Below are 12,529 nucleotides of genomic sequence, written 5' to 3' on the forward strand. Positions count from 1 at the left end.
ATGTGGCGCCAAGGTCTTCTAGCAAATTCGGCATGGGTGCACGCTGCACACCTCGAAGGCCGGCCACGCGCGGCGGGCCTCGCTCAGGAGCACCCCATGTCCCGTTTAGCAGGCAAACGCACCCTCATCACCGGCGGCACCAGCGGTATCGGCCTGGAAACCGCCAGGCAGTTTCTTGCCGAAGGCGCCCGCGTCATCGTCACCGGCAACAACCCCGAGTCCATCGCCAACGCCAAGGCCGCGTTGGGGAGCGAGGTGCTGGTGCTACGCGCCGATTCGGCCAGCGTCGCCGCGCAGCAGCAACTCGCGCAGGCGGTGCAGGCGCACTACGGCCAGCTCGATATCGCCTTCCTCAATGCCGGCGTCTCGGTATGGGCGCCGATCGAAGACTGGAGCGAGCAGGCGTTCGATGCCTCCTTCGCCATCAACGTCAAAGGCCCGTACTTCCTCATTCAGTCGCTGCTGCCGGTATTCGCCAACCCCGCCTCGGTGGTGCTCAACACCTCCATCAATGCGCATGTGGGCGCGGCCCGCTCGTCGGTATATGCCGCGACCAAGGCGGCCTTCCTGAGCATGACCAAGACACTCTCCAGCGAACTGCTGGCGCGCGGCATCCGCCTCAACGCGGTGAGCCCCGGCCCGGTGGAAACCCCGCTGTACGACAAGCTCGGCATCCCCGACGCCTACCGCGACCAGGTCAACAAGGACATTGCCGCCACCATCCCGCTGGGCCGGTTCGGCACCCCGGACGAAGTGGCCAAGGCCGTGCTGTACCTGGCTTCCGACGAATCCAAGTGGACGGTGGGCTCGGAAATCATCGTCGACGGCGGCCGCACGCTCAACGGGTGAGCGTGTCTGGAAAGCACTGGCAAGAACAGCCACTGCACTGTCGCCTGGCGCGATCACTTCGATGTCGATGCCGCTCACAGCATCGCCACCGGTAACAGCGCATCTGCGTAGTTGCCTGCCGGGCATCTTCTTCGGCGATCGTGTCAGGCGGATGTTTCCAGGATCAACGCCTTGGTGGATGAAGCATGGCGCCGGCACACCCGGTCAATGAATCTCCAACGCCGCAATCTTGCCGCCCACCAGCTGGAACACATGCTCCAGCTGCAGCGGGCTCTGCGGGAACTCGCCCGACACCTGCGCTGTAACGCGCACCTGCTCGCCCTGGGTGTGCACGCCAAGCGGCACCGCGCGATACGGCGTGGTGGCTTGCGTCTGTGCCAGCCACGCCGCAATCGCAGCAACGCCACGGTGCTGGCGGTGCTCGTCGTGCACCACCGCATCGTCGGCCAGGTGCGGCAGCAGCACGGCGGCATCGCCGGCATTGCTGGCGGCAAAGAAGCAGGCAATGGCGGCGGGCAGGGCAAGCGACATGGCAGCGATCTCCGGTGCGAAACGTGTATGCCATGATCGGCAGCGGCATCGCCTGCCGCAAGAACGCACGCAAAGGTAAGTCACGCACCCATGGGAAAGCCGCACACCCCGGACACCGCCGCGTGCGATGTCGAAGCCCTGCTCAACCTCATCGAAGGCCGCTGGAAACTGCTGCTGCTGTTCCACCTGTTCGACGGCAAGGTGCAGCGCTACTCGGACCTGGAACGGCTGATTCCCGCCATCTCGCAGAAGATGCTGGCCCAACAGCTGCGCCAGCTAGAACGCGACGGTCTGGTGCTGCGCACCGTCTACGCGCAGGTACCGCCGCAGGTGGACTACCGCCTCACGCCATGGGGCCAGGCCCTGTGCCCCGCATTGGACGCAATACTTACCTGGGGCCAGGCGCGGCAGCCGTTGCCCAAACCCTCGCCGCAGTGATGGCTTGGCACACTGCTGTGGCACGCCGGCCTTAAAACATCAGGCACACAGCACCGCGCATATCGCCAGATAACTGGCCCAGATAACGCACCGACGGTATTGCAGTCTCTGCCGTATCGCGCGCTGCAACCAGACTTGTGCGGGCAAGATAATCGGCCTAGTTTCGCCATGCCACCACTGGGGTGGCGAGGAGGTCACACGCATGGCGACCAACGAGAAAACCGGCCTCAAAGCGGCCAAGGCCGCAAGCAAGGTCTTGCGTAGCGGCAGCACCGGCAAGGATTCAAAAACAGCGGCCGGGTCCGCTTTAAGTCAAACGCCGGATAAAAGCGGCAAGAAGAAATAAGCGAACGCTGCAATAAATGGTAGAGGCGCTCGCACAAAGACGAGCGCCTCTCACCATGCAATTTAATGCGTGCAATCACAACGGATGACACCGCTGGCACAAAATGTCGGGTACCCCGCTGACAAAACCACTACATAACGGTAGGGTGCAGACTGGAACGGGGGTTTCATGCATGGGAAGCAGACGGGGAAGTACCGGGTTTACGGCTGTGCTGTCATTACCATGGCCGCTTGGGCTTGCTGTGGGGGTTGGTGATTTTTCGCCATCCGCAACGGTGCGCCGTGGCTGCTGTCGCAGCAAAGCGGCTCAATCGCACGAGGTTTCAATCAAGGGATCAGCGCGGTAATCGCGCCCATCGCACGGATGGTGCTTGGAATGTGCTGCGTGGCCGCGCTCGCTTCGTTTGTTGGCAGTTATCAACGTCGCAAATTGCTGGATACCCGCACCACACTAGATGACCTAGCCACCAGTAGCTGGCGACAGTTCCGACTGCTGGTGCGCAAGGCATTCAGCCGCCAAGGCTATACCGTAAAGAGACCGATCTGGGCCGCGAAGACGGTGGCATCGACCTGATTCTGCGTAAAGACATCGGTCGCATCCTGGTGCAATGCAAACAATGGAACGTCAGCAAGTGGAGGTCAGCGTCACGCACAAGATGTACGGCTTGCTCGCGCGCCGTGGCACGGATGGGGTGAAGCTTTTTTGCGTCGGCACCTAAACAAAATAGGTGGAGCGGTTTGCGTAAGGCGAGCAGATTAAATTGATAAGTGATGCAAACAAGCCTAGCTGCTTATGGCATCGCTAAGGAAAAACAGGGGAAGTAATGCTTACATTTAAAACTCAATTTCCGATTCGCAGCGAGCTCGAGATGTCGAGCTTTTTGGAGTGTTGCAAGGAGTGGATTTCTGGCAGTCCGTATACGCAGCTTGGAGCATTGCTTGCCGGCAAGCCCCCAGAGGGCGTCTTCGAGGTAGAAGGAGAGAAGGCAGAGCTCCTGCGAACGCAGGTAGAAGGTCAGATCATTGGGGGCGTTCGCTACGAGAAAACTGATTCGGAAGGCATCCACTGGTCTACAGACGTCGTCGCATGCAAAACAGATGGCGCTTTCTTGGTAGCGGTCCAGCTTAGTGTTGATTCCGAACTTCCTGTGGAGAGCCTTGGGCGCGGACGTCGGCCTTACATCGTGAAACTTCTTATGCAGAGGTTGGGCGGTGGGATGGATGGTGCGCTGCCTGTCCACGACAAAGCAATTCACATTGCCGAGACTCAGCAGGACCTTGCGGCCGACATTATCTGCGCAAAAGTTTCCAGCGTAATGCCAGTTGTATACGTGAGTCGTCACGAGAATGGGAGTTTAGCAGTTGACGCCGATCAATTGGCTGAGTGGGTGTCTGCAATGGCGCATGTTGTCGTGGAGCCATCGCGGACGTTCTCGACCAAGCTGTCCCGTGAGGTGTATGGCGAGAATCCTTACGGAGGAGCCGTGGCGATATTTTGGTCAGACGGGGTGGGACGCTGGCTCTATCTGCCTGATCGTTGGGAAACCCCAGCTGCGCTTCAGGGCGCTATTGCTCGAAAAATTAGGTCGTCGTTGCTTTTTCAGAAGGTACAGCGCGAGTGCACATGGGCATTTTTGCAGGAGACCATCACACGTCAAAAGTTTGAAGAACTTCGCCAGTCTGGTTCAGGCAAGGTTGAGGACTACATCGCGTACTTCGACAAAGAGTTGGCTGATTACCGAGAGGAAGTCCGGCGTCTCGAGGCTGAGCTCAATAAGGTGAAGTTTTCCAGATGGAACGCCGTAGAGCGGGAAGATGGTGGCGGCAAGACAGTCGACTTGGTGACCGCTGAGCAGGACTTGTATCAGGGGGAACACCTATCTGTTGTGCTTGAGGCGCTTGGTCGCGCGTCTGAGTCCGCTGAAGAGAACTCTAGGAGACGCCATCTTCTGGACACCTTAATTGCTGAGAATCAGCATGAAGACGAGCGGGAGATGATCCTCGCTAAACTGAAAGAGGTCCTCAGCCAATACGACTCAATGACACCTGCTGTAAGAAAGGAACTCGAAGGTCTTGGTTTCGATGTGGGAGAAGATGGAAAGCACTATAAACTGATCTTCAGGAAGGACGAGAGATTCCCGTTTATCCTTTCTAGGACAAGTAGCGATTGGCGTGCAGGTCGAAACGCTGCTGCAGATATTCGGAAGAAGCTGTTCTAACGCTCAGCCGAACATAAGTGATGAGGCCGGATCAGGTTTATGCTGCACGCCGACGAGTTGGCACGATAGTACCGATATGAGCCCTCATCGCTTTAGTCCTGATTGTTAAGCTATTACAGGTTTTTTCTTTCGCTGACGTGCTTAGAGTCGGCCACGCTAAGGATTAGGCTGAAAATTTTTCTATAAAAATTGAATTAGGGGGCCTCGTGATAACTAGCATTAATCGCCTTAAGCAATTTGGAATATTTAACGATTTCAACGGCACCAAAATTCAGAAGTTTGGGAAGTATAATCTTGTCTATGGATGGAATGGAACAGGAAAGTCTACTCTTTCTAATTTATTTTCGTGCCTTGAGCTTCGCGCGATGATACCCCGCTTCAGTGCAGCTCAGTTCTCAATCGAGTTGGAGGATGGTTCATCCATTACGGAGGAAACTCTTACTGGATCACAGCTAAATATACATGTTTTTAATCAGCATTTTGTTCACGAGAACATCGACTGGGACAAATCCGTAAAGAGCATACTTCTAATTGCGAAAGAGAAAATCGATGACTTGCAAAAGTTGGAAAAGCTGAAGGCAGATCTTAAGTCAAAAAGCAAGTCCTACGACGAAAAGAGGAGCGACATCCGAAAATGCCGAGAAGCCTTGGACAGGTTCCTGACTCAAGCTGCAAAGAAGATGAAGCTTGGACTGCAAGCGATTGACACAAGCGACAATTACTATCTAAATTACGATCGCCGCAAGCTCTCTGCTTTCATTCAGAAGAATTCAGAAGCCATCATTAAGAAAGATTCAGTTCTTTCAGATAATAGAGTTATAGACCTAACTAACGCTGCAAGGCCCGACCAGCTTCCGAGCATAAGTTTCGCCGGGACCGCTATCGAGTCGGACTATTTTAAGAAGGCGGCAGTGCGGATCAGAGACTTGATAGCGACTACAGCGATCAACCAAGCTATTCAGCGACTAGCTGACAATCCCGACATCAGAGACTGGGTTCAGGCAGGCTTAGATATACATCAGCATCACGAATCCCAGTCCTGCGAGTTCTGTGGCTCACCATTTACTCAGACTCGTGCTCAGGCACTTGGCGCACACTTCAGCAAAGCATTCACGGACTTTCAATCTCGTCTTCAGAGCGCGGCGATTTGGATAGAGTCTCAAGGTGCGCCTTCCAATCATCTGCCCCCGGAGACTAGCTTCTATAAAGAATTTTTGGCTGACGCAGAGAGGCTTGAGAAGGAATACAAGTCTGTTGCCAATAAAATCGAGCAGCAGATAGATGGGTGGCGATATGCATTGAAATCAAAGATAACGGATCCGGAAAGGATCGATATTATTATTTTAGATGTTGTTGAAGACGATGTCATCAAATTCAACGAGGTGCTTGAGTCGATCTCCGCGTTAGTCGAAAAGCACAACAATAAAACTTCTAACTTTAAATTTGAGACATCGAAAAGCAAGCTTGTACTTGAGCTTCACTTCGCTGCAGCGGAGGTTCAGGAATTTAATTATGCAGGCAGCCAGAAGAAGTGCGGTGACCTTGAAGCGCAAGCGACCAATGATCTCAAAGAACTTGAAAAGATAAGGCAAGAGGTAAGTGCGATAGAGGTGCAGCTCTCGAACGAAACGGTTGGAGCCAAGGAATTTAATGACACCTTGCATCGCTTCATTGGGCGCTCTGAGCTTTGCCTGAGTTTCAATCAAAAGAAGAAGGGCTATGAGATCATCAGGAACGGAGTTGGGGAGCACGATGGAAATCTGAGTGAAGGCGAGAAGACCGCGATTGCATTTGTTTATTTCATCACTAAGCTAAAAGAAAATGGCAACAAGGTTGAAGACTCCATTGTCGTCGTTGATGACCCCGTATCAAGCTTTGACTCAAATCACTTATTCCACGCGTACTCGTTTCTTCGTACCCAATGTACAAATGCCCGACAACTATTCGTTCTGACTCACAACTTTACGTACTTCAAGTTAGTGAGAGATTGGTTCACTATCACTAATAGAAACAGGGAAAAAAGGAGAAGCCGCAAAATTGCTTCTTCTATCGACTTGATGCGCCGCCAGGCTCCCCACGACATTCACTGCTTGTAGACGCCGATGATTCTTTAAAAAACTATGGGTCAGAGTATCACTACATATTCAAAAAGCTATATGGATATAGGGCGCACACGACGCTTAATCGAGATGAAGCCTTTTTGACTGCAAATCTCGCCAGAAAACTGATTGAATCGTTTTTTACTTTTAAGTATCCGAAGCGGAGAAGCGATATCAGTGCTCTGATGGACGTTGGCCTAGAAGGCTGCACCATTACGACACCTGAGCTTAAAGAGAAGATTTACAGATTCATCAATAAGTATTCCCACAGTGATGTTATCGAAATAACGGAAGAATCGTCGGAAAATCTAGCAGGAGAAAGTCACAGCGTCATTGGAAGCATCCTCCAGTGGCTGGAAGAAGTTGACAAAAACACTATGACGAAATGACGCAGGTCGCAACTGGGTGAGAGCGATGCTAGCTCAGCCTCAAGCAGTTGACACGCCACCCAACGCGTAGCAATCTATTCTCCAAGGAGCGTAGAAACTCCTAAGACAGCGGTACCCACCTCCGAAATCCCGGTGGGTTTTTGTGCCTGTAGTTTCTTGCAGGTGCAACCGACGCGATGCCTGCGTCGGGAGGGCGGCTAATACAACACCCTTCGGGGAATACGCCCGCCGTCTGTCTTCGGTTTCTAACCTCCCGACATCCCGTCGCCGGCCGGCGACGGGGCCTGTTCGTCAAGGAGGGCTTTGCCATGCGTCGACCCACGTCCCGTCCTGTCGACTCCCCGTAAAATTGATCCATCCATAACTAGAGGTCTCCGGGCACACTAGCCACCAAGGAGACCAACGATGCGCAAGAGCAAGTTCACCGAAAGCCAGATTGTCGCCACGCTGAAGCAGGTTGAGGGCGGCCGCCAGGTCAAGGATGTGTGCCGTGAGCTGGGCATTTCCGATGCGACGTACTACGTCTGGAAGTCCAAGTACGGTGGCATGGAGGCAGCCGATGTGCAGCGCCTTCGCGACCTGGAGACCGAGCACAGCAAGCTCAAACGCATGTACGCCGAGCTCGCCATGGAAAACCATGCATTGAAGGATGTCATCGCAAAAAAGCTGTAGACCCGGCGCACAAACGCCCGCTTCTTGCCTGGCTCGTCGAGCAGCATGGCTGGAGCGAGCGCCGGGCCTGTGCGGTCGTTGGCGTGGCTCGCTCGACAGTGCGCTATCGGCGTCGTCCCGATCGCGACGAGGAGGTCATTGCGCTGTTGTCCGAATTGGCCGAGCGTTTTCCCGAGCGTGGTTTTGGAAAGCTCTTTCAGATCATCCGCCGTCGCGGACATGTGTGGAATCACAAAAGGGTGTGGCGCGTGTATTGCCTGATGAAACTCAATCAACGTCGTCGCAGCAGGCGCCGGGTCCCGACGCGTCATCCACAACCGCTGGCATGCGGAGAGCGACCCAATGCTGGATGGTCGATCGACTTCATGTCCGATGCGTTGTGGGATGGTCGACGCTTCCGCACGTTCAATGTCATCGACGATTTCAGTCGGGAAGCCTTGGCGATCGAAGTGGACTTGAATCTCCCGGCCGCCCGCGTCATCCGCACCTTGGAACGCATCGCAGCCTGGCGCGGCTACCCCGCCAAACTTCGCTTGGACAATGGCCCGGAGTTTGTCGCATTGGCCTTGGCCGAGTGGGCCGAGCGCAAAGGCATCGCCTTGGACTTCATCGAGCCGGGGCGTCCAATGCAAAACGGTTTTATCGAACGCTTCAACGGCAGCTACCGGCGCGGCGTGCTGGACATGCATCTCTTCCGCACGCTGAGCGAGGTTCGCGAACAGACCGAACACTGGCTGGCCGACTACAACCAGCAGATCCCGCACGACAGCCTGGGCGGGCTAACGCCCGCCGAGTTCCGTGATCAACATCAACCGCAGACCTCTAATTTTGGCTGGCATTGAATTACGGGGAGTCGACACACGGCCACCCTTCGGGCGCGCTGCGCGCATGCTGCGCGAAGTGCGCATGTGCCTCGCCACGCCTCGCAGAGGATCACGCAATGCACCCGCATGCCGCCGTCTTTTGTCTCACGCTGGACCAGATCGACCAACTCGACCGCCTGATGCGCACCATCGCCGCCCACGGCGACGTGATCGCCCTGAGCGCGCCACAGTGCCTGCACGCACAGACGCTGCCAACCCTGGGCCAGGCCATCTTCGACGCCGCCAACGCGGTGCGCGCGATTCTTGAGCAACGGGTGGAGCACACGGCTTGTGCGCCTTAGCGGCACATCACGAGCAGCCGGGCAGACGCACCAATCCCTCACGCCTGCCAACCTGAGCCACCTAGCCACGCTGACACCGCTGCCATCTACCCGCAGCCGCAGACACCTGCTCCCTTCCGTTACGCTGCCGCTGCATCGTCTGCCCGCCTACGCATGCATCGCCCAGCTGCTTGGCCTGCCGTGCCGAGGCCAAGGCAGCGCAACGATGGAATCCGACGGAGCCGCGCGCCCCTGCCGATGCGCTTCGTTACGCAACGTCATGTTCTCGATGCCTTGGCAGTAGCGAGCCATGCCCGGATGTGGGTGCGTGCGGTATTGGTCGCAATTGAACGGCGTGGTATCGCGCGCCATTGAGTATGCAGTTTCGTCGCGCCTGGTCAGCGTGAGACCTATCTAGCCGGGCCGCCTGGGCTCGGCTCGTTCATGCCGCGCGCCAGTTCTTGCTGCTGCGCCAACGTTCTTTCTTGCGCGATCGCTTGATTGGCGGCCAGCAACTTCTGGTCCGACTGTTCGACGGGGATATGGATCGCCTGATCGATCTCCACATGCGCGCGCTTATGCGCAGGATCGTCCATCCGGCCTTCCACCGCGAACACGTTGCCGGTCTTGCTCATCACCACATGGTCAACACGGCTGAGCGCGTTGCTGGCCAGCGCATAGCCGGTGACATGCGGATGTGCCTCGCTGTTGTCCTTGCACGCGGCCAGCAGGCTGCGGCTCACCCGTTCGCTCATGTCGTCATAGGGCTTGCCCACACTCTCATCGATCTTGCGCACGCCACCACGAATCTGCTCGAGCATGGCGTGGTCGGGGTGCGCAGGATCGTCCGGGCCGCGCGGGCCCGCTGCTGCAGGAGCGCTGGGTACCACCGGCACGTAGGTATGGTCGTGCGCCCGATTCACGCTGCCATCCTGGGTGTGGTCGAAATGGTGCAGCGAGGGTGGCGCGGTGCTGCTGTCGTGATACGGAAATGGCGCTTTGTTCGGCCCCCGGTCCAGGCCCTCGTTCTCGATCAGATGTTCTTTCAGCCCCAACGCGGCCATATCGATCGTCACCTGTGGACGGACGCCCTGATGCAGTACGTTTGCGCGATCTTCTGCCTGAAGGATCTGCTCCACCCCCCAAGTGCCGTAGTAATTGGGATAGTCGGCCGTCGGTTGGAGCGCGCCCGCCGAATTGCGGTGCTCGCCGATGCCAACTGGGCGTTGGCCAGGCTGCGAATAGAGCGGCGAGGGTCTATCAAAATAATGGTGCCCCATAGCCGTAATATTTCCGGACGTCTGAGAGAGGCTACCGTCTTGGTTGAACGTCAAACCCGGCTTGCCGGTGATAAGGCCTGTGGATGGATCTTTTTTGACAAAATCATTGACCCTGTCAATTTGCGTTCCGTGCATTTCCTTCAGGCCTGCACTGGGATTGAGTTGCTGTTGCTTACTGAGCAATGCATTCCAGCCGGCGATCTCCGCCTTGGCTTCGTCCTCACGTCCAGCCTGTATGTAGTTGCGAAGCTCGTCCGTGTAGTCATGTACAGGCCCTCGGGCCTTTGATTGGGTTTCAACATCCGCTAGAAATTTATTCGTAGCCTGATTTTTAGATGCATGGTTAAAACTGTGCTGGATCTCGTGTCCGAGCACAAATGTCATGTCTCTATCGTTAAAGGTCCCGAGAGGGTTAGCAGCCGAGCCTGTCTGGAGGCCGAGCGGCGGCAAATTCATTATCTTGTTGCTACCGTCGTACGTACCACCAGCCGCTATGCCCGGTCCCAAAAAGCCAAAACCTTCGAGGTGTGCTCTCAGGGGGCGCTGCCTGTCCGAAGGGTCGACCGTAGTCGCGGACTTCTTGATCTCGTCGGCTAAGAACGGTGAGCCATTGATGGTTGACTGCAGGTTGTCGACCATATCTTGTGTAACAGGATGACTACTTCTTGCAGAGTCTTGGTAAGTGCTGTGTGCAAACGCTACCGACATCTGTTGAACTTGCAGAGTGGCTTTTAGGTCGCTACTTGCTAATGTTCCCGTCGGCTGGATGCTTGTTGAAGGGAGCGTAACGAGACCACTTTGTATGTTGTAAGTTCCAGCGAGATTCGGCGCTGAACTGTTCGCTGCTTGCAACGCAAAGCCTCGAAGATGACCTGCTTGTGCTTCCTGATCGAACTGCTGCAGTAGCTTAGGGTCAGCTATCAGCGCACCACGAAGCTGCGCAACCTGATCGTGGTTGCCTCCAGACGCAGCAAACCGGGCTAAAGCTGCTTCGAGTTGTGGGCTGGGGTTGGCCATCAGCTTTCATCCTTGGTCAGTTCAAAGTTCCAATTGATTTGACGCAGAGCCGACCAGGCGAACCAGGCGCTTCATTCTGAGGAACGATTGAGATCACGATATCTTTACCGCTGCCATCTTTTGCGTACTTAGCAAGCCGCCAGCTTTGCAATTGACCAATTTCCCCGTACACCGGCGAGTCGACAAATCCCATCTGGACTAGTGAACTCTTGTACTTCTCGAAATCAATGCAATTGCCTTCCAAATTTGAATATTCATCGTTGTTATTGATGAAGGATAGGCTGATACCCTGTTTGAGAGAGCGAGACTCGGGAGTCAGCTCCAAAGAATAATTCCATCCATTGCTCAGTGCTTGACCATGGATATAGGACTCAAGATTCTCGGAGGGGAAGGTAACTCCTTTGAGGGAGATGCCGGTAACTTCGCGCACTCTATCAACGGTTAAATCCTTCCTAGATTCCAAGCCTTCCAGCAACTTCAAGAACCTCTTGCCGATTTCATCAGCACCGAGCGTGGGGTTGACCATGTCGGTCTCAGATGTAGTCATTGCGCCGTATTCCTTCGAAATTGGCTTTGTGGGTTCGATCGTTGTGTGCGCGCAAGCACAGAGCGTAGTTCCGCATAGCGAGGTAAGCAATAGCATTGCAGCTTTGGTAGGCCTCATTGACATAATCCATACACTGAAGTGGGACCGTCGTAATCTAGCAAATCATCGGCCATACCTTTGGATACTGACGCAACTGGCGCTATTCCATATGACTCCGGCGTCATGCATCACCTCCGTCAATTTGTGCGCCATACACGCACTCGCGCCTTGCGCCGTCGGCAGTGGTCTCGTAAATCAACAAGGCAACCGAGAAGCCTTGATCACTCTTCTGGATGGCGCGCCAATGCTGCCGAAGAGTGCCGCCCTGGAATGGGCGCTGCCCACCGCGCTTGTAACCCATGGCCCCAAGCTTTGCAGAAAAATCAGCCGCATCCCAAATGCATGTGGCAGCCGGGATCCGCGTAGGGTCTTGCTTGTCTGGTAAGCCGATCAGGAGGTTGATAAAGGAAAACCCCTTTTTCTCCGGGCTGTGCGACACATACAACGTATAGCCGTTCGCCAGAGGAAGGCTTCTCAGCACACGCCGTGACACCGCAAGATCCTTCGGCGGGTCGAATTTGATGCCAAGCATTTCCTCCACCCGCTTGTGGCTCATGTCGCCGGGTTGTTCCAGCGACGCTGCAAATCTCAAAAGCCCGGCTTCAATCTGCTGGATGTCGAGAGCGGCATTCTTCGTTACGGTGGTTGGCGCAGAAGGTGCTGCGGGTGTGGGCGATGGAGCAGCAGGCAGATCGCTCGCTTTCTCAGACGGCCGCGTGCACGCGATCGAAAGCACCGAGGTAAGTGCCAAGCAAAGCAGCAGCATGAATGAGCGAAAGCTGGTCATAGTTGTCTTGTATGCCGGTGCGGCGCGCTGATACAAGCCAAGGTACTCGCCCACGTCCAAACCGGCCAGCCCATCGGCTACTGAGCCGACACGCTGACCGAGACAAGCGCAGC

13 protein-coding genes and 1 pseudogene are annotated in these 12,529 nt (G+C 55.6%); 10 read left to right on the plus strand and 4 right to left on the minus strand.

Annotated features, from left to right (window positions below):
- Positions 1 to 96 precede the first annotated feature (96 nt).
- Positions 97 to 849 carry an SDR family oxidoreductase gene (locus tag NDY25_RS10975; RefSeq protein ID WP_168959240.1) on the plus strand — a complete coding sequence of 251 codons (753 nt, stop codon included), beginning with the start codon at positions 97 to 99 and terminating at the stop codon, positions 847 to 849.
- A gap of 204 nt (positions 850 to 1,053) precedes the next feature.
- Here NDY25_RS10975 and NDY25_RS10980 read toward each other — a convergent pair whose 3' ends face one another.
- On the minus strand, positions 1,054 to 1,380 hold the full coding sequence (locus NDY25_RS10980) for a nuclear transport factor 2 family protein (RefSeq protein ID WP_168959239.1): 327 nt from the start codon (positions 1,378 to 1,380) through the stop codon (positions 1,054 to 1,056).
- 90 nt (positions 1,381 to 1,470) lie between these two features.
- Here NDY25_RS10980 and NDY25_RS10985 point away from each other — a divergent pair, with 90 nt between their 5' ends.
- From NDY25_RS10985 to NDY25_RS11020, 9 genes and pseudogenes are all read left to right on the plus strand, one after another.
- Positions 1,471 to 1,818 carry a winged helix-turn-helix transcriptional regulator gene (locus NDY25_RS10985; RefSeq protein ID WP_168959238.1) on the plus strand — a complete coding sequence of 116 codons (348 nt, stop codon included), beginning with the start codon at positions 1,471 to 1,473 and terminating at the stop codon, positions 1,816 to 1,818.
- Between the two features lie 202 nt (positions 1,819 to 2,020).
- A complete protein-coding gene (locus NDY25_RS10990; RefSeq protein ID WP_168959237.1) occupies positions 2,021 to 2,164 on the plus strand; it encodes a hypothetical protein in 144 nt (47 codons plus the stop codon).
- A 384-nt stretch (positions 2,165 to 2,548) separates the two neighbouring features.
- Entirely contained in the window at positions 2,549 to 2,737 is a 189-nt protein-coding gene (locus tag NDY25_RS10995; protein WP_256627941.1) for a hypothetical protein, read from the plus strand.
- Positions 2,738 to 2,739: 2 nt separating this feature from the next.
- Positions 2,740 to 2,859: a hypothetical protein gene (locus tag NDY25_RS23155; RefSeq protein WP_425510780.1), complete on the plus strand. Its 120-nt coding sequence runs from the start codon at positions 2,740 to 2,742 to the stop codon at positions 2,857 to 2,859.
- 173 nt (positions 2,860 to 3,032) lie between these two features.
- A complete protein-coding gene (locus tag NDY25_RS11000; protein ID WP_233366589.1) occupies positions 3,033 to 4,382 on the plus strand; it encodes a hypothetical protein in 1,350 nt (449 codons plus the stop codon).
- 206 nt (positions 4,383 to 4,588) lie between these two features.
- Positions 4,589 to 6,478 carry an AAA family ATPase gene (locus tag NDY25_RS11005; protein WP_256627942.1) on the plus strand — a complete coding sequence of 630 codons (1,890 nt, stop codon included), beginning with the start codon at positions 4,589 to 4,591 and terminating at the stop codon, positions 6,476 to 6,478.
- Positions 6,463 to 6,870, plus strand: a pseudogene (locus tag NDY25_RS11010) (AAA family ATPase); the annotation flags it as partial. The gene NDY25_RS11005 and the pseudogene NDY25_RS11010, both read left to right, overlap by 16 nt.
- Positions 6,871 to 7,275: 405 nt before the next feature.
- Positions 7,276 to 8,384, plus strand: a protein-coding gene (locus NDY25_RS11015; protein ID WP_256627460.1) for an IS3 family transposase whose coding sequence is annotated in 2 segments (ribosomal slippage) — positions 7,276 to 7,537 and positions 7,537 to 8,384 — 1,110 coding nt in all. Because the reading frame shifts where the segments join, the coding sequence is not laid out codon by codon here.
- Positions 8,385 to 8,482: 98 nt separating this feature from the next.
- Positions 8,483 to 8,707, plus strand: coding sequence for a hypothetical protein (locus tag NDY25_RS11020; RefSeq protein WP_006449194.1), 225 nt, complete (start codon positions 8,483 to 8,485; stop codon positions 8,705 to 8,707).
- 389 nt (positions 8,708 to 9,096) lie between these two features.
- Here the strand turns inward: NDY25_RS11020 and NDY25_RS11030 are convergent, their stop codons facing one another.
- The 3 genes from NDY25_RS11030 to NDY25_RS11040 all read right to left on the minus strand — a co-directional run bounded on the left by NDY25_RS11030 (position 9,097) and on the right by NDY25_RS11040 (position 12,470).
- Complete coding sequence (locus tag NDY25_RS11030) at positions 9,097 to 10,983, minus strand: XVIPCD domain-containing protein (protein ID WP_256627943.1); 1,887 nt, start codon at positions 10,981 to 10,983, stop codon at positions 9,097 to 9,099.
- A 16-nt stretch (positions 10,984 to 10,999) separates the two neighbouring features.
- Positions 11,000 to 11,530: a hypothetical protein gene (locus tag NDY25_RS11035; RefSeq protein WP_256627944.1), complete on the minus strand. Its 531-nt coding sequence runs from the start codon at positions 11,528 to 11,530 to the stop codon at positions 11,000 to 11,002.
- A 220-nt stretch (positions 11,531 to 11,750) separates the two neighbouring features.
- The gene (locus NDY25_RS11040) at positions 11,751 to 12,470 is read right to left on the minus strand and encodes a hypothetical protein (protein WP_343243424.1); all 720 of its coding nucleotides are present in this window, start codon (positions 12,468 to 12,470) and stop codon (positions 11,751 to 11,753) included.
- Between the last annotated feature and the right edge of the window lie 59 nt (positions 12,471 to 12,529).

Source organism: Xanthomonas hortorum pv. pelargonii, assembly GCF_024499015.1.
GTDB lineage: Bacteria > Pseudomonadota > Gammaproteobacteria > Xanthomonadales > Xanthomonadaceae > Xanthomonas > Xanthomonas hortorum_B.